Consider the following 19,618-nt stretch of genomic DNA (forward strand, 5'->3'; position numbering starts at 1 on the left):
CGGGCGAGTGGTGTCGGCTGTCGTGGCCGGGTATCCTCTTGCGCCCGCGGCAGATGAGTCATTCATTGCCGACAGGTCGGTTCGAGGTTTGATCTTTAGGAGAGTTTGGATGAAGTTGCGCTTTGTGGCCGCATTGCTGGCGGTAGCGGGAATGAGCACGGCGGTGGCCCAGGACACCACCAGTGAGAAGGGGCGGATGAGCTACGCCATTGGCTATGAGTTGGGCCGCGACTTCACCGAGAAGAAGCTTGAGGTCGATCTGAACACGGTGATCCGCGCCATTCAGGACGGCTATGCACAGCGTCAGCCGGCGGTGGCCGAGGCCGATATGCGCGCCGCCATGGAAGCCATGCAGGCTCGCCTGCTGGAACAGGCCAAGAGCGAGTTCGAGAAGGTGGCCAACGAGAACAAGAGCAAGAGCGATCAGTTCCTGGCCCAGAATCGCGCCAAGACCGGTATCGTCGCGCTGCCCAGCGGCGTGCAGTACCGCGTGATCGAAGACGGCAGCGGCTCGCGTCCGGCCACCTCGAGCGAAGTGAAGCTGCACTTCCGCGGCTCGCTGTACACCGGTCAGGAATTCGCCAGCACCTATACCGGCAACCAGCCGGTGTCGATGAAGGTCGCTGATGCGCCGATCAAGGGTCTGCAGGAAGTGCTGCCGCTGATGAAGGCCGGCTCCCGCTGGGAAGTCTTCCTGCCGGCCGAGCTGGCCTACGGCAACGGGCCGCGTTCGCCGATCGGCCCGAATCAGGCTGTAGTGTTCGACCTCAAGCTGGTTGAAGTGCAGTAATGCCTTGCTGGGCGCAGTGACTTCTCGCTGCGCCCACTGAGCAGATGGTCAATGTTCGAGTTTCGCTGGACCCAAGCCCCTGTAGCCGCCATCGCCACGCCGTGTATCGGCGTGTGTGAGCTGGGTGACGATGGTCTGTGCACGGGTTGTTTTCGCAGCGGCGATGAAATCGCCGCCTGGTCGAGCATGAGCGCCGCGCAGCGCGAAACACTGATGAACGATGTTCTGCCGCAGCGGGAGTGCGCGCGGACGTGAAGTCGGGCGTCGATTCCTTGCTTGACGCCGCTACTTTCCATGCCTTGGATCAGCCGCCCGCCGGGCCGGCCTGGAATCAGGACGAACTGGCCGACTTGCTGCCCGCCCAGTTGCATCCGGCAGCGGTACTGGTGGGGCTGGTGCCGCGCCGTGACGGCCCGAGATTGTTCCTCACTCGACGCACGGACACCCTGCGCCACCACGCCGGGCAAATCGCCTTTCCCGGTGGACGCCTCGAAGCCGACGACCGCGATGCCGTGGCCGCGGCGCTGCGAGAGACGGAAGAAGAAGTCGGCATTGCGCCCGAACTGATCGAGCCACTGGGCTTCCTCGATGCCTACGCCACCATTACCGGGTTCCGCGTCTTGCCCGTGGTGGCCAGACTCGATCCGGCCTTTACCCTCAATCTGCAAGACGCGGAAGTGGCTGAAGCGTTTGAGGTGCCGCTCGATTTTGTGATGCAGGCGGACAATGCCGAGCAGGTTCAGGCTGAATTTCGCGGTCGGATGCGGCACTATTGGCAGTTCAACTACGGCCCGTATCGAATCTGGGGCGCCACCGCTGCCATGATTCTCAACCTGCGCCGTTTCCTCGAACGAAAGCCCTGAGCCGGATCGCCCCGCATGCATTGCAAAACCTTGATTTCCTGCGACGAGCTGCGCGCTGCACTGGGCAACCAGCCCCTGGTGGTGGTCGATTGTCGTCACGACCTTCGCGATTCGCGGGCCGGTGAGGCAGCCTATCTCGAGGGACATATCCCGGGCGCGGTGTTTGCTCACCTTGATCGTGACCTCTCCGACCTCGGCAAGACGCGCCGCGGACGGCATCCCCTGCCTGATTCGGCCGCGTTCTGCAGCAAGCTTGGCCGCTGGGGCATTACCCAGAGCACCCAGGTGGTCGCCTATGACGCCGCCGACGGTGCATTCGCCGCGCGTCTATGGTGGATGTTGCGCCTGCTCGGCCACGAGCGCATTGCTGTCCTTGATGGCGGCTTTGCTGCCTGGGTGGGGCAGGGGCAGAAAGTTGAAAAGCAGATTCCCCGGCCGAAGCCGGTGACCTACACCGCCCGCTTCGACGTCAAGCAGATCAGCAGCATGGCGGTGGTGGCGGCGCGCATGGCCGTACCGGGCAGCGGTCCGCTGATTGATGCCCGTGCGCCAGAGCGCTACCGCGGCGATATCGAACCGATAGACCCGGTGGCCGGCCATATTCCGGGCTCGATCAATCGTCACTATGCACTCAATCTGGACGTGACCGGCCGCTTCAAGGCGCCGGGTCTATTGGCCACCGAATTCAAGCTGATGATGGGCCACCACCCCGCGACCGAAGTGATCCACATGTGCGGGTCTGGTGTGACTGCCTGCCACAACCTGCTGGCCATGGAGCATGCCGGGCTACGCGGGTCGCGAGTTTATGCCGGCTCGTGGAGCGAATGGTGTTCGGATTCGACCCGCCCGGTGGCCAAGGGTGACCAGCCATTTGGTCAACTGCGCGAAGCGGCCAACAGCTGACCCACTGAACACGGCGCTTCGGCGCCGTCATGTCACTCGCGTTTGGCTTTGAGGCGGGCCACCACAGCGTGCAGCACGGACTGGGTTTCCTCGTTGAACCAGGCGTCGAGGAACTGACTCAGGTCGAGCTGTTCGGGTCGGCCGGTTGCCTCAATCAAATCGCGCCGAGCAATCGCTCGATTGCCCAGCATGGCTGACCGCGGCAACTGGTTGTGAAGTTCGGCCCAGGATTGCGCGCGCGCTATCACCTGATCGAGCGGGGCCAATTCGTCGACCATGCCGATACGCAACGCCTGGGCCGAATCGATCATGGCTCCCGAGGTGGTCAGGCGTTCGGCGCGGTGAGCGCCGACCAGGCGACGCAGGGCGTAGTGGATGGTTTCGGGAATAATCAAGCCGACCTGAGTTTCGTTCAGGCCAATGCGGAAGTCGCCTTCGGCCATCACTCGATAGTCGGCGTACAGGCTCAGCACGGCGCCGCCGGCCGGGCTGTGCCCGGTAATCGCGCAGGCTACCGGAATCTTCGAGGTGGCCAAAGCGGCGCAAGCTCGGAAGAAACTGCGCCAGGCCTCCTCCAGCGCGGCGCGCTCGAGGGTCAACAAGTACGGTACGTCCAGACCGGCGGAGAACACGCCGGAGCCACCTGAGACGATCAGGCTGCGCGCGCCTTCCTGCGGGGCGATCATCACCGCATCAGTAAGGGCAGTGAGCAGTTCTGGATTCAGCGCATTGACCGGCGGTCGGGCCAGGCGAATCTCAAAAACATCATGGGCATGGATGTGGCGTTCGATCACGGACGTGCTCTCGGGCGGCGGCAAGTCACAACTCTAGCAGGGCGCAGCTCCGGGTTCATCGGTGCCGGCGTGTTGGCTGCTAGAATTCGGCCCTTCCTTGATTATATGGTCGACCGCAATGTCTGCCCGAACCTGTTTGAACCTGATGCTAAGTGCTGCCTTGTTGCTGTTCAGCGGCTCGGCCCTGGCCGAACTGAAGCTCAAAGGCTCGAATGCCTGGATTCGCCTGGCTCCGTCCGGCGCGATGATGCTGGCCGGATATGTCGAACTGCGCAACGAGGGCGAGCAGCCGCTGCGTCTCAAGGGTGGGCAAAGCGGCGCCTTCGGCTTGATCGAGATTCATCGCACCGAAGAAGTCGATGGTGTCAGTCGCATGCGCGAAGTGCCGCTGCTGGAAATCGCGCCCGGCGCGACAGTCAAGCTGGAGCCGGGTGGCCTGCACCTCATGCTGATGCGACCGACAGGTGAACTGGCGGAAGGCACCACGGTAGCGATCGATCTGCTGGATGAGAACGACGAGCCCCTGCCGGTGGCGTTCACCGTAAGGCGTGAAGCGCCGGAGTCCTGATTGGCAATCGCGTCGCAGCGCCCGTAGAACGACTTGAGCTACATCAAGCACCAAACCAGGCCGCTCCGTCGCCGCGGGCTTCGACAAGCTCAGCCCGCGTAGGTGTTGCGAACCCTGAGCCTATCGAAGAGTGCATGAAGTCTTGGCAACGTTGGGCTCTGGCGTGCGACCTGCGCAGCATCGACAAGCAGACGCAGACGCCGGACTGGTAGTCTCACTGCCCGGGCAACAAAGCCTCCGCCGCTCGTCTTACCGCCGGCGGCAGGTCTGCGCCTTTGCCGCTGGTGGCATCGACCCAGACCATCACCACTGAGCCGTCGCAGTACAGTACATCGGGTTGATTGGCCGAGACAATGCGATGCTCCAATGTGATGCTGGAACGGCCCACGCGTGAGCTGCGCAGCTCCACTCGCACCGTTTCCGGCCAGGCCACAGGGCGACGGAACTGCAGGTTAGCGGCGGCCAGTACCGGTGCGCTGGTCTCGGTCAGCCATTCGCCATCCAGGCTTTCCAGCCACAGCAACCGGGCTTCTTCCAGGTAGGTGAGAAAAGTCGCGTTGTTGACGTGATTGAAGGCGTCAAGATCGCGCCAACGCACTTCGATGACATGGCAATTGCTGCACGTAGCGTCAGTGGCCTCGGCCTCGTTCGGCGCTGGTAGGCTTATCTTCGCTGCTGACTTCTTGGCTGCCGACTTCTTCGCCGCTGGCTTCTTGCGGCGGTTGGTCGACTTGCGTTTTGGCTTGCTGTCCTTTTCCTGCTCGGTCATGCGCGTTTCCTGGCCGGGGTCGATCGTTTGCTCGCCGGTGCTGTGGCCGGCTTGGCGCGCCGACGCGCGGATTTGCCGACGGCATGGGGCTGCTCAAGGCCCAAGATACGCGCAAGAAAGCGCCCGGTGTGCGAATCCGGGTGAGCGGCGATCTGCTCGGGCGTGCCAGTGGCGATGATTTCTCCGCCGCGGTGTCCGCCCTCCGGCCCGAGGTCGACGATCCAGTCGGCGGTCTTGATCACATCGAGGTTGTGCTCGATCACCACCACCGTGCTGCCTTCGTCACGCAAGCGATGCAATACGCCCAGCAGCTGCTCGATGTCATGGAAGTGCAGGCCGGTGGTCGGCTCATCGAGGATGTACAGGGTGCGGCCGGTGTCGCGTTTGGACAGCTCCTTCGACAGCTTTACCCGCTGCGCTTCGCCGCCCGACAGTGTGGTCGCCGACTGACCCAGCTTGATGTAGGACAGGCCCACCGCCATCAGGGTTTCCAGCTTGCGGGCGATGCTCGGAATTGGCTGGAACAGGCTGAGTGCATCCTCCACCGTCATCTCCAGCACATCGTGGATGGTGTGACCCTTGTAGGTGATGGTCAGGGTTTCGCGGTTGTAGCGCTTGCCGTGGCAGACGTCGCAGGGCACATAGACATCGGGCAGAAAGTGCATCTCGACCTTGATCAGGCCGTCGCCCTGGCAGGCCTCGCAGCGTCCGCCCTTGACGTTGAAGCTGAAGCGGCCCGGCGAGTAACCGCGCGCGCGGGCCTCGGGCACCTGAGCAAACAATTCCCGCAGCGGAGTGAACAGGCCGGTGTAGGTGGCTGGATTGCTGCGCGGTGTGCGGCCGATCGGGCTCTGGTCGATGTCGACCACCTTGTCGAACAGGTCCATGCCCGAGGCTGACTTGAAGGGCGCAGGTTTCTGGCTGGCACCATTCAGTTCCGCCGCAGCAAGTCGGTACAGGGTGTCGTTGATCAGGGTCGATTTTCCCGAGCCCGAGACGCCGGTCACGCAGACCAGCAGGCCGGCCGGAATCTCGAGGTCGACGCTCTTCAGATTGTTGCCGCTGGCGCCGATCAGGCGCAGAACGCGATCGGGATCTACGCGCTTGCGTTGGGCAGGAATCTGGATCGCACGCTGGCCAGACAGGTATTGCGCGGTGATCGAACGCGGTGCTTTGAGAATCTGCGCATAGCTGCCCTGGGCCACGATCTCTCCGCCGTGCACGCCAGCGCCGGGGCCAATATCGACAATATGGTCTGCAGCGCGAATCGCATCCTCATCATGTTCCACCACAATCACGGTATTTCCGAGATCGCGTAGACGCAGCAGGGTGCCGAGGAGCCGCTCATTGTCGCGTTGGTGCAGGCCGATTGAGGGCTCGTCCAACACGTACATCACGCCGACCAGGCCGGCGCCGATCTGCGAGGCAAGACGAATGCGTTGGGCCTCGCCGCCGGATAGCGAATCGGCCTGACGTTCCAGGGTGAGATAATCCAAGCCGACGTCGACCAGGAAGTGCAGCCGTTCGCGAATCTCCTTGACGATCTTGGCGGCGATCTCGCCGCGCCAGCCCTCCAGCTTCAGCGACTCGTACAGCTTCAGGCATTGATCGATCGGCAGGGCGGTGATCGACGGTAGGTTCTGGCCGTCGACGGTGACATGACAGGCGCTGCGATTGAGGCGCTGACCGCTGCATTTCGGGCAGGGTTGTTCGGAGATGAATTTCGATAGCTCCTCGCGCACCAAGGATGACTCGGTTTCCCGATAGCGGCGCTGGATGTTGTTGATGATGCCTTCGAACGGATGTTCGCGCGTTGACTTGCGCCCGCTCTCGGTCATGTAGGTGAATTGAATCGCCTCGCCGTCACTGCCGTACAGGATTGCTTCGCGCGTTTGCTTTGGCAGGGTCTTCCAGGGCGTGTCGACATCGAATCGGTAATGCTTGGCCAGCGACATCACTAGCTGAAAATAGTAGATGTTGCGTCGATCCCAGCCACGCACCGCACCTGCGGCCAGGCTCTTGTCGGGCTGGGTGACGATACGATCGGGGTCGAAGAACTGACTGACGCCCAGGCCGTCACAGCTCTGGCAGGCCCCGACCGGGCTGTTGAAGGAAAACAGTCGCGGCTCAAGTTCGGGCAGGGCGAAGTCGCACTCCGGGCAGGAGAATCGCGAGGAGAACAGGATTTCGGCGCTGCTCTGGTCATCCATGGGCGCAATGATGGCCAGTCCGTCGCCCAGCTTCAGTGCCGTTTCGAATGACTCCGCCAGGCGCTGCTGAAGATCGGCGCGCGGGCGGAAGCGATCAATCACCGCTTCGATGGTGTGCTTCTGCCGCAGGGCCAGTTTCGGCACGGCATCGAGTTCCACCACCTTGCCATTGACTCGGGCGCGCACCAAGCCCTGGGCGCGCAGTTGCTCGAACACCTGCTGGTGTTCACCCTTGCGCTCACGCACCACCGGCGCCAGCAGCATGAAGCGCTCTTCGCCATTGAGCTGCAGGGTGCTGTCGACCATCTGGCTGATGGTCTGTGCTTCCAGCGCGTGACCATGATCCGGACAATGCGGACTGCCGACTCGGGCATAGAGCAGGCGCAAATAGTCGTAGATCTCGGTGATCGTGCCCACGGTGGAGCGAGGATTGTGCGAGGTCGACTTCTGCTCGATCGAAATCGCTGGCGACAGGCCTTCGATATGATCGAGGTCGGGCTTTTCCATCACCGACAGGAACTGCCGCGCATAGGCCGACAGCGACTCGACGTAGCGGCGTTGACCCTCGGCGTAGATGGTGTCAAAGGCCAGCGAGGACTTGCCAGAGCCGGACAGGCCGGTGATCACGATCAGCTGATCGCGGGGCAGCTCAAGATCGATGTTCTTCAGATTGTGCGTGCGCGCACCGCGAATGCGGATGCTGTCCATGCTTCTTCACTGGCGGCATTGGGGGGCGACAGTCTAACCAGTCGCCGCGCTCAAATTTTGCGAACGCCGACTGACCGACGCCCACTACCGGTTGACGAATTCGTCTCTCAGCCATTCGCTGAGCATGCGCTTCTCGTAGCGCAACGGGTCGGACATCCGCGACCGATGATGTAACTCGAAGCCCAGATCACGGATCGACGCCTGTCCTTCGCGCAGTACATTGCCAAGCTCGTCGGTGAGACGGTAGTGAAAATCGAGTTTGGGCGGGTACACCGAGCGAATGATGCGGACGTCGCGCATTTCCAGCCGGGCGGTGGGTTCGCGGTCGCCGGCCAGATCGATATCGGTGAACTGGACCAGCAGGCGTTGTCCGGGCTTCAGGTAGCTCGGTGCCTGCTGCTGCAGAAATTTCCGTAGCTGGCGAAAATTCGCTTCGCCTTCGCGCTGGTGTATGCCTTTGCCGTAGTCGGCGTCGGTGTATTCATCCGGGTTGAGGAACTCGACCTCAACCGACGTCGCTGACATGTCCTGACCGAGGGCTGAGGATGCGGCCAACAGCAAACCGAGCAGGAGCGGAATACCGGTGCGCAGATTCATGTCTCGTCCCCGAGGTGGGCCTTGCGACAGGATAAGCCCAAGTCTGCGCCCGTCCCAGTGTGGTCGCGGCGGCCAGTCAGCTGAGGTTGGATGCCTGATTGTTCGGTCGGTAATTGACCAACGGCCTCCGTACGGACTACAATCCGCGGTCTTTCTGCCAGCAAAGCCGATTTCGGTCGCCGCCGGTAGAGTGTTTCAGTCCGACAGAAGAACTACAGAGGCACAACATGTACGCAGTCATGGTCACCGGTGGCAAGCAGTACCGGGTAATGAAAGGCGAAGTCCTGCGCGTCGAAAAGCTCGACGTTGAGGCGGGCAGCAAGGTCGATTTCGACCAGGTGCTGCTGGTGGGCGATGGCGACAAGGTCACCGTCGGTGCGCCGCTGGTTTCCGGCGCCAAGGTGTCGGCAGAGGTAAAGAACCACGGCCGTCACGACAAGGTGCGGATCGTCAAGTTCCGTCGCCGTAAGCACCACCGTAAGCAGGCGGGCCACCGTCAGCACTTCACCGAAATCGAAATCACCGGTATCAGCGCTTAAGCGCGACCGTAGCCTGGAGCATCAGTCATGGCACATAAGAAGGCAGGCGGCAGTACCCGTAACGGCCGCGATTCCAACCCCAAATACCTCGGCGTAAAGATCTTCGGCGGTCAAGCCGTGGAAGCCGGCAACATCATCGTCCGTCAGCGCGGCACCCAGTTCCATCCGGGTAGCGGCGTCGGCCTCGGTCGTGATCACACCCTGTTCGCCCTGGTCGATGGTCAGGTCGAATTTTCGGTGAAAGGCGCCAAGAATCGCCGCACCGTTAGCGTGAAGACCGTCGACGCCTAAGTCGCACCGTCATCGCGCGCAAAGCCCCGCCTCGGCGGGGTTTTGTGTTTGTACGGCCGGGATTCGAGATTCGGGATTCGGGATTCGTAGAGCGGCTGCCCGCTGCTCGACACTTTCCCGTCAGAACCTGACCTGTCCAATCTGGCTAAACTTCAAGCAGTTCGGTATCTGTACTGGCGGCTCAAGATTGCCGCACTTGCGAATCCCGAGTCCCGAATCTCCCATCCCGGCTCTCCAATGAAACTCGTCGACGAAGCTGATATCCGCGTATTTGCCGGCAACGGCGGCAACGGCTGCTGCAGCTTTCGCCGTGAGAAGTTCATTCCCTTGGGTGGGCCGGATGGTGGCGACGGCGGGGACGGCGGCAGCGTTTGGCTGCAGGCAGATGAGAACCTCAATACGTTGATCGACTTTCGCCACCAGCGCATGTTTCGTGCGCAGCGTGGCGAAAACGGCATGAGTCGACAGATGTACGGCAAGAAGGGTGAGGACATCATCATTCGCGTGCCGGTCGGTACTCAGGTCACCCAGGTCGAGAATGAAGAAATCATGGGCGACCTCACCGAGCACGGACAGTTGCTCAAGGTGGCTCAGGGTGGCAAGGGCGGGTTGGGCAATATTCACTTCAAGAGTTCGACCAATCGAGCGCCGCGCCGTACCACCTCTGGTACGCCGGGAGAGGAACGCGAGATCCGGCTCGAGTTGAAGTTGCTGGCGGATGTGGGCCTGCTTGGCTTTCCCAACGCTGGCAAGAGCACGTTCATTCGTGCCGTATCTGCTGCGCGGCCGCGGGTGGCGGACTATCCGTTCACCACTCTATATCCCAACCTCGGCGTGGTGCGTATCGAGCAGCACCGCAGTTTCGTGATCGCCGATATTCCAGGCTTGATCGAAGGCGCCGCCGAAGGCGCTGGTCTGGGCATCACCTTCCTCAAGCATGTGCAGCGCAATCGGCTGCTGCTGCATGTGGTGGACATCGCGCCCTTGGTAGATGAAGTCGATCCGGTGGAGCAGGTGCGGGCTTTGGAGAAGGAACTGGAGAAGTTCGACCACGAATTGCTGGAGCGACCGCGCTGGCTGTTGCTGAACAAGGTCGATCTGCTACCCGAGGATGAGCGTGAGGCGAAAATTCAGGCGGTGTTGAACGCGCTGGATTGGCAAGCGCCGTGGTTTGCCATCTCGGCGATTGCCGCGCAGGGCACCGAGCTGGTCTGCCAGAAAGTGATGCAGGCTCTGGATGCCATGCGCGCAGCCGAGCGTGAAGCGGCGGATGAAGCGTCTGCGGCGGCCTCTGCAAGCAAGTCGGCCGAATGAGCCTCGGTGGTCGGAGTCAAGTGACAACAAAAAAGCCGGCTTGCGCCGGCTTTCTCGTAGGTTCCGTCCGTTATCGATCAGGCGATTGCGCGAATCCGCGCGTTCAGCCGGCTCTTGTGACGAGCGGCTTTGTTCTTGTGGATCAAGCCGCGAGCGGCGAAACGATCCAGAATCGGCTGGGCAGCCGAGAAAGCATCGGTGGCGGCTTTTTGATCGCCGGCGTCGATTGCCTTCAGAACTTTCTTGACAGCAGTGCGCAGCATCGAACGCTGAGCGACGTTACGCGCATTGCGAACGACGGTCTGCTTGGCGCGCTTTTTGGCGGACTTGATATTGGCCAAGGGAAATTACTCCTGAGATGAAACGGACGGAACCGAATGAGACCGCCAATTATGGATGCTGGCTATGCAATCGTCAATGATCGCGAGTAGGTCATGAAAACTCAAGACAGTCGGGAAGAGGCCGCCAGCAGCGCATCCGCCTTGGCGCCCAGCGGTGACGCCGACCCCGGGCAGACCACCCAGGCCCCGCGACTGGCCAGATCCGCAGGCGCATTCGGCTTCATGACCCTGTTGTCGCGCATCGCCGGCTTTGCCCGAGATGTGCTGCAGGCGCATCTCTTTGGTGCCGGCGTGGCCACCGATGCGTTCACCATTGCCTACCGCATTCCCAACTATCTGCGGCGCATTTTCGCCGAAGGTTCGTTCGCCATGGCCTTTGTGCCGGTGTTCAACGAGCTCAAGCAAAACGGTGACGAGCGAGCGTTGAAGGATTTTCTTGACCACGTCGCCGGCGCGCTTTGTGCCGCTGTCCTGGTAATCACCGCGCTTGGCATGCTGGCAGCGCCTCTGATCGTCTCGGTGGTTGCACCGGGCAGCCTGCAGCAGCCGGAGAAATTTGCCCTGACCTCCGAGATGTTGCGGATTGTTTTTCCCTACCTGTTCTTTATTTCGCTGACCGCCCTGGCGGGTGCCGTATTGAACAGCATGCAGCGCTTTGCTCTGCCGGCCTTTACGCCGGTTCTGCACAACCTGTCGGTGATCGCCGCGATGTTGTTGCTCGCCGGTCTGCTTGATGTGCCAGCCAAGGCCCTGGCCTGGGGCGTGTTCGTCGCTGGAATTGCCCAGTTTCTGCTGCTCTGGCCTAGCCTGGCACGGCACGGGATGCTGCCACGGCTGCGTTTGAACCTTGGTCATGACGGAGTGCGACGGGTGGGCAAATTGATGTTGCCGACGCTGTTCTCATCGTCGGTGGCGCAGATCAATCTGATCATCGGCACCGCGTTTGCGTCTTTGCTGGTGGCCGGCAGTCAGACCTGGCTTTGGTACTCTGATCGCTTGGTGGAATTCCCGCTCGGCCTATTTGGCGTGGCCATCGGCACGGTGATTCTGCCGCACCTGTCGCGACGCTCCGCGGCCGCCGATACGGCCGGGTTCTCGCGCGGCGTCGACTGGGGGCTGCGAATGATCTTGCTGGTTGGCTTGCCTGCTGCCGCCGGGCTGGCCCTGTTGGCCGAGCCCTTGGCAGTGGTGATTTTTCAGCGTGGCGCGTTTACTGCCGAAGACTCCTTGATGACCGCCCTGGCACTCACCGCCATGAGCATCGGGGTGCCCGGCTTCATGTTGAGCAAGGTGCTGGCGCCGGCCTTCTTTTCGCGTCAGGACACCAAGACCCCGATGCGAGCCGCGCTATGGACGGTGGCGATCAATGTCAGCCTGACCGTCGCTATCGTCACGCCGCTATGGTTGAACGGTGTGCCCGGCGCGCACGCCGGTATCGCCTTGGCCACCGCGCTGGCGGGTTTGGCCAATGCCGCCTTGCTGTGGCGCGCCTTGCGTCGTAGCGGCGGATTCGAATTGCAGGCCGGCTGGCGGCGATTCCTGTGGCAGCTGCTGTTGGGGCTTTGTTGCATGGCGGTTGCCGTGCTCGTCTTGCGACAGCAGGTGGGAGATTTTGCGCGCTATGCCGAGTGGCAGCGCTGGGGCTTGTTGCTGGCGGCGGTGGCCACGGGGGCGCTGACCTATGGCCTGGGCTTGCTGCTTGCCGGACTGCGGCCGCGCCAGTTGCGCCACCATTGAGGGCTGCAGACTGCGCATGCTGCACTGCAAGGTATACTCGCGGCGATGAGCAGGCTGTTTAGGGACGTCGGTGGCGGGCCGTTGAGTTCGCATCGCAGCGTGGTCTGTATCGGCGCCTTTGATGGCCTCCACCGGGGGCACCAGGCGTTGGTGCAGAGCGCGCTCGATCGCGCGCGCCTGTTGCAGGCCCAGTCCGTCGTGCTCAGCTTCGAGCCGTTGCCGCGCGAGTTCTTCCTCGGCGACAAGGCACCGCCGCGAATTGCAGGTTTCCGCTCGCGCGTGCAGATGCTCAGTCAGCTCGGGATCGACTGGATCGGGCTGCTGCGTTTCAATCAGCGGCTCGCCAGCATGAGTGCCGAGCAATTCGTCGAACGGGTGCTGGTATCGCGGTTGCGGGCCGCCGAAGTCTGGGTCGGCGAGGACTTCCGTTTTGGCAAAGGCCGGGCGGGGAATCCACAGTTGTTGGCCGAGTTGGGACAGCAGCACGGATTCGATTGCCGCATTTTCGATCGCTTCGAACTGGCAGGAGAACGCGTCTCAAGCTCGCGGGTACGACAGGCCTTGGCCGATGGCGACCTGGAACACGCCAATCATTTGCTCGGACATCCCTACCGCCTCAGCGGTCGGGTAGTGCGCGGCCAACGGCTTGGGCGCAAACTTGGGTTTCCCACCGCCAATATCCGACTGGCTGGCCGACGCTCGGCCCTGGACGGCATCGTCGCTGCCTGGGTGCAGGGTGTCGGTGAGGCGCCCTGGCCGGCGGTCTGCAGCATCGGCACTCGCCCCACAGTGGGCGGAGTCGAGCCCTTGCTCGAAGTGCATCTGTTCGACTTTGACGGTGATCTCTACGGTCAACGACTGACCGTCGATTTCGTCGCCAAGCTGCGCGATGAAGAGAAGTTTCCCGACTTGCCCAGCCTGGTCGCCCAAATGGAACGCGATGCCGTCCAGGCGCGCGAGATACTTAACTCCTTGAGCCTGTCCATCGATGTTTGAATGGACGGGCTCAAGGATGCAGCCCATGGACGGGCTGCTTGCGCGCAGCGACGTAGTCGCTGTGAAGCGCCCGCGAGTCCGGGCCTGTAACGGATTCGCGGGACTTGAAGTTGAGCACGATGTTCAAGCTTCAAGTTCCCGAACCAATCACAAAGACGTTGAACGGAGACTGGCGTGAGTCAGGATTACAAGAAGAGCATCCATCTGCCCGCCACCGACTTCCCCATGCGCGGTGATCTGCCCAAGCGCGAGCCGGACATGCTGGCTCGCTGGCAATCGCAGGGGCTGTACCAACGCATTCGTCAGCAGCGCGAGGGCAAGCCAAAGTACGTGCTGCATGATGGCCCGCCGTATGCCAATGGGCCGATTCATCTTGGTCATGCGGTCAACAAGATCCTGAAAGACGTCGCAGTGAAGTCGCGCCTGATGGATGGATTCGATGCGCCCTACATTCCGGGCTGGGACTGCCATGGTCTGCCGATCGAACATGCGGTTGAGAAGAAGCACGGCAAAGTGGGCAGCAAGCTCGATGCGCCGGCTTTTCGCGCCAAGTGCCGCGAGTACGCCGCCGAACAGATCGACATCCAGAGGGCCGATTTCATTCGCCTGGGTGTGCTTGGCGACTGGGAGAATCCCTACCGTACGATGGATTTCCGCTTCGAAGCCGACATCGTACGCTCGCTGGCCAAGATCGTCGCCAATGGCCATCTGAGCCGTGGATTCAAACCGGTGCATTGGTGTTTCGACTGCGGCTCGGCCCTGGCCGAAGCCGAGATCGAATATGCCGAAAAGACTTCGCCGGCCATCGACGTCGCCTATCCGGCGCGAGACGCCGATGCCGTGGCTCGCGCCTTTGGCCTTGCCGATGCCGGCGCAGCGGCGATCGCAGTGCCGATCTGGACCACCACGCCCTGGACCTTGCCGGCCAGCCTCGCGGTCACCCTGGGGCCAGAGCTCGACTACGTGCTGGTCGAGGGGCCTGCGCTAAGCGGGCAGCGCTGTCACCTGGTGTTGGCCGAGGCCTTGGCGGCCGCGGCGCTCGCACGCTACGGCGTCGAGCAGGTCAAGGTGCTAGGTAAGACGAAAGGCGCAGCGCTGGAAAACCTGCTGCTCAGTCATCCGTTCTACGACCGTGAGGTGCCACTGATCATCGGCGATCACGTTTCGGCCGAAGATGGCACTGGCGCGGTGCACACCGCACCCGGCCACGGCCAGGAAGACTTTGCAGTGGGCCTGAAGTACGGCCTGACCGAACGCTACAGCGCGCCCGAGTTGAATCCCGTTGGCGGCAACGGTGTGTATCTGCCAGGCACTCCGCTGTTTGAAGGCCAGTTCATCTGGAAGGCCAATGACAGCATCATCGGCCTGCTGCGGGAACGAACCGTGTTGTTGTGCGAGAAGAAGCTGCAGCACAGCTATCCGCACTGCTGGCGGCACAAGACGCCGGTTGCGTTCCGTGCCACGCCGCAGTGGTTCATCTCGATGGATCAGGCCTGTCTGCGCGAACAGGCCATGGCAGCAATCAGCGAGATCGGCAAGCAAAAGGGCTGGTTCCCCGAATGGGGCGAGGCGCGTATCCGTTCGATGATCGAAGGCCGGCCGGACTGGTGCATCAGCCGTCAGCGCACCTGGGGTGTGCCGATTGCCCTGTTCGTGCACAAAGTCAGCGGCGAACCGCATCCGCGCTCAGTTGAATTGATGGAACAGGTGGCTCTACGCATGGAGCAGGGCGGCATCGATGCCTGGTACGCACTCGATCCGGCCGAGCTGCTGGGCGCCGAAGCAGCGGACTACGAAAAAGTCAGCGATATTCTCGATGTCTGGTTCGATTCCGGAGTAACTCACGAGGCGGTGCTGGCTGCGCGGGGGCTGGGCAAGCCGGCCGACCTGTACCTGGAAGGCTCCGATCAACACCGCGGCTGGTTCCAGAGCTCGCTGCTGACCGCCATCGCCATGGATCGTGCGGCGCCGTACAAGCAGGTCCTCACCCATGGTTTCACCGTCGACGAGCACGGCCGCAAGATGTCGAAGTCGCTCGGCAATGTGGTGGCGCCGCAGGAAGTGATGAAGACCCTGGGTGCCGATATTCTGCGTCTGTGGATCGCTTCGACCGACTATCGCAACGAGATGTCCTTGTCGCAGGAGATTTTGAAGCGCACTGCCGATCTTTATCGCCGCGTTCGCAATACCTGTCGCTTCCTGCTCGGCAATCTGCACGGTTTTGACCCGGGCCAGCATGCGGTTCCCGCGGAAAAGATGGTGTTGCTCGATCGTTGGGCCGTGCATCGTGCTCAGGGATTGCAGCAGGAGATCACCGCCGCCTACCAGCGCTACGACTTTGCCAGCGTGGTGCAGAAGCTGGGCAACTTCTGCAGCGTCGATCTCGGCTCTCTCTACCTCGACGTTACCAAAGATCGTCTTTACACCATGGCGGAGAACTCGCTCGGCCGGCGCTCGGCGCAGACTGCGATGTTCCATATCGCCGAAGCCCTGGTCCGTTGGATGGCGCCGATTCTGAGCTTCACTGCTGACGAGGTTTGGCATCATTTGCCGGGCCAGCGCGAACAGCACGTGCTGTTCGCCACCTGGTATGAGGGGATGGCAGCGCTGCCAGCGGATGCCGCCCTGAGTGCTGAACAGTTCGATCAACTGCTGGATCTGCGCGAGGCGGTGTCGGCGGTGCTGGAACCAATGCGAGCGGGTGGTGCAATTGGCGCCTCCCTGGAAGCCGAGGTTGATCTGTATCTGCCAGACCAGTGGCTGCAGAGCCTGCAGCCGGTGCAGGACGAACTGCGCTTCCTGTTCATTACCTCCTACCTGCGCCTGCACCCGCTGAGTGACAAGCCAGCGGATGCCAGCAAGGCTGAGGGTCTGGAGGCTTGGATCGTGGCCAAGGCCAGCGATCACGGCAAATGCATCCGCTGCTGGCACTACCGGGATGACGTGGGCCAGCACCGCAGTGAGCAGCCGGAGCATGATCATCCGGAGGCCTGCGGTCGCTGCGTCAGCAATGTGGCGGGCGAGGGTGAGGTGCGGCTGTGGTTCTAAAGCGCACGGCGCCGAACGCGCTGCCTTGGCTGGGCCTGTCGCTGCTGATCATTCTGCTCGACTACCTCAGCAAGCAATGGGCTCTCGATACGCTGACCATGCATAGCCCGGTGCCGGTGATCGAGGGCTTCTGGCAATGGACCCTGACCTTCAACTACGGTGCCGCCTTCAGCTTCCTGAGCGAGCATGGCGGCTGGCAGCGCTGGTTGTTCAGTGGTCTGGCCATCGTGCTCAGTGCCTTGATGACCTATATGCTAAGTCGGACCGGTCGCGGTGACTGGAAGCAGGCCCTGCCGCTGGCGTTGATCATTGGCGGCGCGATCGGCAATCTGATCGATCGTATTCGCTACGGTTATGTGGTCGATTTCGTCGACTGGTACTGGCGGGATTATCATTGGCCTGCATTCAACGTCGCCGACTCCGCTATCGTGGCCGGGGCCATTGGACTGGCCGTGTTTGGCTTCGTCGGCGGTGAGCAGGAGAAGAAATGATGCAAATCGTCTTGGCCAATCCGCGCGGGTTCTGCGCCGGAGTCGATCGGGCGATCGAGATTGTCAATCGCGCGCTGGAGAACTTCGGCGCACCGATCTACGTGCGGCACGAAGTGGTACACAACAAGTTCGTGGTCGAAGATCTGCGCTCTCGCGGGGCGATCTTCGTCGAAGAACTGGTCGATGTGCCGGATGACTCGATCGTTATCTTCAGCGCGCACGGCGTTTCCCAGGCCGTGCGCAAGGAAGCCGAGCAACGCGGCTTGAAAGTGTTCGATGCCACCTGTCCGCTGGTGACCAAGGTGCATATGGAAGTGGCGCGGCATTGCCGGGCCGGACGCGACGTGGTGCTGATCGGCCACGCCGGTCACCCCGAGGTTGAAGGCACCATGGGGCAGTGGCAGCGCGAGGCCGGTCGTGGCCAGATCTATCTGGTCGAGTCGGCAGCGGACGTCGCCACACTGGAAGTGTCGCAACCGGAAAACTTCGCCTACACCACTCAGACCACGCTGTCAGTCGATGATACGGCCGCGGTGATCGCCGCCCTGCGCGAACGTTTCCCGAAGATCGACGGCCCACGCAAGGATGATATCTGCTATGCCACGCAGAACCGCCAGGATGCAGTGCGGGCCATGGCCGATCGCTGTGAAGTGGTGCTGGTGGTGGGCTCGGTAACCTCGTCCAACTCGAATCGTCTGCGCGAACTGGCCGAAAAGCAGGGCGCCCGGGCATTCCTGATCGACGGTGCTGACGACATCCAACCCGAATGGCTGAGCGACTGTTCACGCATCGGCGTCACCGCCGGCGCCTCGGCGCCGGAAGTGCTGGTGAAGGGCGTCATCGCCCGTCTGCAGTCATTGGGTGCCGGCGCGGTAGAAGAATTGTCCGGGGTTACCGAGAGCATGGTCTTTGCCCTCCCCAAGGAATTGCGCGTGGCGGTACAAGTGTCTTGCTAAAGATCTGATTCCTGCGTATACTTCGTGGCTCACTGCTGCGGGGTGGAGCAGTCTGGCAGCTCGTCGGGCTCATAACCCGAAGGTCGCAGGTTCAAATCCTGCCCCCGCTACCACATCAGCAGTGAAACGATACGGCTAACTCGGCAACGGGTTGGCCGTTTTCGTTTCTGACGATGATGCAATCGCCGGTCAGTTCGCGCAGTGCTTTGTGGCCAGTCGGGTTTCGCGCGAGCACATCTGGCACGCATCGATTCGCCTCTCAGGGCGATACGATGGGCGTTGTAGGGCAGGGCGAGGACGGGCATACCCGAGACAGCACGCTTGGGCCATTCGAACCCACCTGGCTGGCGCGGTGCAACGGACTGCCGATGTGAACCATCGTGACCTTGGCGGCAAACCGGACTAGCATCGGTGACCAGGGGTCAGACACAGTGAGGTGGCGACGATGTCTCGCGTGGTCAAATGCGGCTTGATTCAAACCTCGATGGCGTGCCCGGTGGACCAGCCCTTGGCCACCATTCGGCAGGCCAATATCGACAAAACAGTGGGTTTCATCGAGCAGGCTGGCAAGGCCGGCGTGCAGATCCTGTGCATGCAGGAGATATTTACCGCGCCGTATTTTTGCGCCGAGCAGAATCCGCGCTGGTACGACAGTGTCGAAGCGATTCCTGACGGCCCAACCGTTCGCTTGATGCAGGACATCGCCAAACGGCTGCAGATGGTGCTGGTGGTGCCGATCTACGAAGAGGATCAGCCCGGTGTGTTCTACAACAGCGCAGCGGTGATCGATGCCGACGGTCGCTATCTGGGCAAGTATCGCAAGCATCACATCCCGCATTGCCTGCCGGGGTTCTGGGAAAAGTTCTACTTTCGACCTGGCAATCTGGGCTATCCGGTGTTCGACACCGCCTATGCCAGGATCGGGGTGTACATCTGCTATGACCGCCACTTTCCGGAGGGCGCACGCGCCCTGGGGCTGGGCGGCGCCGAGATCGTGTTCAATCCTTCGGCGACAGTGGCAGGATTGTCGGAATACCTGTGGAAACTGGAGCAGCCGGCGCACGCGGTGGCTAACGCCTATTTCGTCGGCGCGATAAATCGAGTGGGCACCGAAGCGCCGTGGAATATCGGCGAGTTCTACGGCCAAAGCTATTTTTGTGATCCGCGCGGACAGTTCTTGGCGCAGGGTTCGCGTGACCATGACGAGCTAGTCGTCGCCGAGCTGGATCTGGATCAGATTCGGGAAGTGCGCAAGGTCTGGCAGTTCTATCGAGACCGACGCCCCGATAGTTATGGCAGTTTGGTGGAACCGTAGGTAAAGGCGGCCTGCTGAGCGGCGCTGGCGGCCAGGAGCGGACGGTGGCGCCTTGTTGTCCTTCTCCCTTTGGGGGAAGGTGCCCGAAGGGCCGGTGAGGGTACGAATACGCCGTGGGTGTGGTTGCAAACGACCGTTGAGGACACCCGGCCCTCACCCCCGGCCACTCCCTCGGGGAGAAGGGGCGCTTCGGGTCGCCGCCACGCTGGCTGAGCTTGTCGAAGCCAGCCGACCCAGCATTGCAACCTCAATGCTCGCGTGGGTGCCTTCAGGGCTCGCTTCGGTGAGGCACCCTTCGACAAGCTCAGGGTGCGTCAAGGCGATTTCATCGCTACCGCGCCCGGACTCTCGTCCGGCCTTCGGGCTGTCTCTCAGTGCGAACAGGGCA

Annotated in this window: 16 protein-coding genes, 1 tRNA gene and 2 pseudogenes; 14 read left to right on the forward strand and 5 right to left on the reverse strand. The window is 62.1% G+C overall.

All coding sequences use genetic code 11. The annotated features are described in order from the left end of the window. The first annotated feature begins 109 nt into the window (after positions 1-109). From IFO71_RS12465 to IFO71_RS12475, 3 genes and pseudogenes are all read left to right on the forward strand, one after another. Positions 110-790, forward strand: a complete 681-nt coding sequence (locus tag IFO71_RS12465) for an FKBP-type peptidyl-prolyl cis-trans isomerase N-terminal domain-containing protein (protein WP_192029967.1) — start codon at positions 110-112, stop codon at positions 788-790. A 51-nt stretch (positions 791-841) separates the two neighbouring features. Beyond that, positions 842-1,653 (forward strand): annotated as a pseudogene (locus IFO71_RS12470) (CoA pyrophosphatase). 15 nt (positions 1,654-1,668) lie between these two features. Then, complete coding sequence (locus IFO71_RS12475) at positions 1,669-2,556, forward strand: sulfurtransferase (protein ID WP_192029968.1); 888 nt, start codon at positions 1,669-1,671, stop codon at positions 2,554-2,556. Positions 2,557-2,588: 32 nt separating this feature from the next. Here IFO71_RS12475 and IFO71_RS12480 read toward each other — a convergent pair whose 3' ends face one another. Continuing rightward, positions 2,589-3,350 carry an enoyl-CoA hydratase/isomerase family protein gene (locus IFO71_RS12480; protein WP_192029969.1) on the reverse strand — a complete coding sequence of 254 codons (762 nt, stop codon included), beginning with the start codon at positions 3,348-3,350 and terminating at the stop codon, positions 2,589-2,591. A gap of 118 nt (positions 3,351-3,468) precedes the next feature. Between IFO71_RS12480 and IFO71_RS12485 the strand changes: the two genes are divergently transcribed. Beyond that, on the forward strand, positions 3,469-3,918 hold the full coding sequence (locus tag IFO71_RS12485; RefSeq protein WP_192029970.1) for a copper chaperone PCu(A)C: 450 nt from the start codon (positions 3,469-3,471) through the stop codon (positions 3,916-3,918). Positions 3,919-4,132: 214 nt separating this feature from the next. Here the strand turns inward: IFO71_RS12485 and IFO71_RS12490 are convergent, their stop codons facing one another. From IFO71_RS12490 to IFO71_RS12500, 3 genes are all read right to left on the reverse strand, one after another. Further along, complete coding sequence (locus tag IFO71_RS12490; RefSeq protein WP_192029971.1) at positions 4,133-4,687, reverse strand: acyl-CoA thioesterase; 555 nt, start codon at positions 4,685-4,687, stop codon at positions 4,133-4,135. Continuing rightward, entirely contained in the window at positions 4,684-7,605 is a 2,922-nt protein-coding gene (gene uvrA / locus IFO71_RS12495; protein ID WP_192029972.1) for an excinuclease ABC subunit UvrA, read from the reverse strand. The genes IFO71_RS12490 and uvrA overlap by 4 nt, the downstream gene beginning before the upstream one ends. Positions 7,606-7,689: 84 nt before the next feature. Further along, positions 7,690-8,202 carry a DUF3016 domain-containing protein gene (locus IFO71_RS12500; RefSeq protein ID WP_192029973.1) on the reverse strand — a complete coding sequence of 171 codons (513 nt, stop codon included), beginning with the start codon at positions 8,200-8,202 and terminating at the stop codon, positions 7,690-7,692. Positions 8,203-8,429: 227 nt separating this feature from the next. On the opposite strand from IFO71_RS12500, the gene rplU reads away from it, so the two are divergent. From rplU to cgtA, 3 genes are all read left to right on the forward strand, one after another. Then, complete coding sequence (gene rplU / locus IFO71_RS12505) at positions 8,430-8,741, forward strand: 50S ribosomal protein L21 (RefSeq protein WP_192029974.1); 312 nt, start codon at positions 8,430-8,432, stop codon at positions 8,739-8,741. Between the two features lie 27 nt (positions 8,742-8,768). After that, the gene (rpmA, locus tag IFO71_RS12510) at positions 8,769-9,032 is read left to right on the forward strand and encodes a 50S ribosomal protein L27 (RefSeq protein WP_192029975.1); all 264 of its coding nucleotides are present in this window, start codon (positions 8,769-8,771) and stop codon (positions 9,030-9,032) included. A 237-nt stretch (positions 9,033-9,269) separates the two neighbouring features. Beyond that, positions 9,270-10,346 carry an Obg family GTPase CgtA gene (gene cgtA / locus IFO71_RS12515; RefSeq protein ID WP_192029976.1) on the forward strand — a complete coding sequence of 359 codons (1,077 nt, stop codon included), beginning with the start codon at positions 9,270-9,272 and terminating at the stop codon, positions 10,344-10,346. Between the two features lie 77 nt (positions 10,347-10,423). On the opposite strand, the gene rpsT is transcribed toward cgtA, so the two are convergent. After that, complete coding sequence (gene rpsT, locus IFO71_RS12520; RefSeq protein WP_192029977.1) at positions 10,424-10,687, reverse strand: 30S ribosomal protein S20; 264 nt, start codon at positions 10,685-10,687, stop codon at positions 10,424-10,426. A 93-nt stretch (positions 10,688-10,780) separates the two neighbouring features. Here rpsT and murJ point away from each other — a divergent pair, with 93 nt between their 5' ends. The 7 genes and pseudogenes from murJ to IFO71_RS12555 all read left to right on the forward strand — a co-directional run bounded on the left by murJ (position 10,781) and on the right by IFO71_RS12555 (position 19,230). Further along, a complete protein-coding gene (gene murJ / locus IFO71_RS12525) occupies positions 10,781-12,424 on the forward strand; it encodes a murein biosynthesis integral membrane protein MurJ (protein ID WP_192029978.1) in 1,644 nt (547 codons plus the stop codon). A 45-nt stretch (positions 12,425-12,469) separates the two neighbouring features. Then, positions 12,470-13,420 (forward strand): bifunctional riboflavin kinase/FAD synthetase, encoded by a 951-nt coding sequence (locus IFO71_RS12530; RefSeq protein ID WP_192029979.1) that lies wholly within the window; start codon positions 12,470-12,472, stop codon positions 13,418-13,420. A gap of 174 nt (positions 13,421-13,594) precedes the next feature. Further along, positions 13,595-16,231 (forward strand): annotated as a pseudogene (gene ileS / locus IFO71_RS12535) (isoleucine--tRNA ligase); the annotation flags it as partial. A gap of 227 nt (positions 16,232-16,458) precedes the next feature. Then, positions 16,459-16,959: a signal peptidase II gene (lspA, locus tag IFO71_RS12540; protein ID WP_192029981.1), complete on the forward strand. Its 501-nt coding sequence runs from the start codon at positions 16,459-16,461 to the stop codon at positions 16,957-16,959. Beyond that, a complete protein-coding gene (gene ispH / locus IFO71_RS12545; protein ID WP_192029997.1) occupies positions 16,959-17,915 on the forward strand; it encodes a 4-hydroxy-3-methylbut-2-enyl diphosphate reductase in 957 nt (318 codons plus the stop codon). The genes lspA and ispH overlap by 1 nt, the downstream gene beginning before the upstream one ends. A gap of 36 nt (positions 17,916-17,951) precedes the next feature. Further along, positions 17,952-18,028: transfer RNA gene (locus IFO71_RS12550), tRNA-Met, on the forward strand. A 332-nt stretch (positions 18,029-18,360) separates the two neighbouring features. Further along, positions 18,361-19,230 carry a nitrilase-related carbon-nitrogen hydrolase gene (locus IFO71_RS12555; RefSeq protein ID WP_192029982.1) on the forward strand — a complete coding sequence of 290 codons (870 nt, stop codon included), beginning with the start codon at positions 18,361-18,363 and terminating at the stop codon, positions 19,228-19,230. The last annotated feature ends 388 nt before the right edge of the window (positions 19,231-19,618 follow it).

Origin of the sequence: Pseudomarimonas arenosa (assembly GCF_014841215.1) — a bacterium.
Taxonomy (GTDB): Bacteria; Pseudomonadota; Gammaproteobacteria; order Xanthomonadales; family Xanthomonadaceae; genus Pseudomarimonas; species Pseudomarimonas arenosa.

Coding starts and splice junctions, on each gene's coding strand:
- IFO71_RS12465 (WP_192029967.1), top strand. CDS start 110: ATGAAGTTGCGCTTTGTGGCCGCATTGCTGGCGGTAGCGGGAATGAGC.
- IFO71_RS12475 (WP_192029968.1), top strand. CDS start 1,669: ATGCATTGCAAAACCTTGATTTCCTGCGACGAGCTGCGCGCTGCACTG.
- IFO71_RS12485 (WP_192029970.1), top strand. CDS start 3,469: ATGTCTGCCCGAACCTGTTTGAACCTGATGCTAAGTGCTGCCTTGTTG.
- IFO71_RS12490 (WP_192029971.1), bottom strand. CDS start 4,687: ATGACCGAGCAGGAAAAGGACAGCAAGCCAAAACGCAAGTCGACCAAC.
- uvrA (WP_192029972.1), bottom strand. CDS start 7,605: ATGGACAGCATCCGCATTCGCGGTGCGCGCACGCACAATCTGAAGAAC.
- IFO71_RS12500 (WP_192029973.1), bottom strand. CDS start 8,202: ATGAATCTGCGCACCGGTATTCCGCTCCTGCTCGGTTTGCTGTTGGCC.
- rplU (WP_192029974.1), top strand. CDS start 8,430: ATGTACGCAGTCATGGTCACCGGTGGCAAGCAGTACCGGGTAATGAAA.
- rpmA (WP_192029975.1), top strand. CDS start 8,769: ATGGCACATAAGAAGGCAGGCGGCAGTACCCGTAACGGCCGCGATTCC.
- cgtA (WP_192029976.1), top strand. CDS start 9,270: ATGAAACTCGTCGACGAAGCTGATATCCGCGTATTTGCCGGCAACGGC.
- murJ (WP_192029978.1), top strand. CDS start 10,781: ATGAAAACTCAAGACAGTCGGGAAGAGGCCGCCAGCAGCGCATCCGCC.
- IFO71_RS12530 (WP_192029979.1), top strand. CDS start 12,470: ATGAGCAGGCTGTTTAGGGACGTCGGTGGCGGGCCGTTGAGTTCGCAT.
- ispH (WP_192029997.1), top strand. CDS start 16,959: ATGCAAATCGTCTTGGCCAATCCGCGCGGGTTCTGCGCCGGAGTCGAT.
- IFO71_RS12555 (WP_192029982.1), top strand. CDS start 18,361: ATGTCTCGCGTGGTCAAATGCGGCTTGATTCAAACCTCGATGGCGTGC.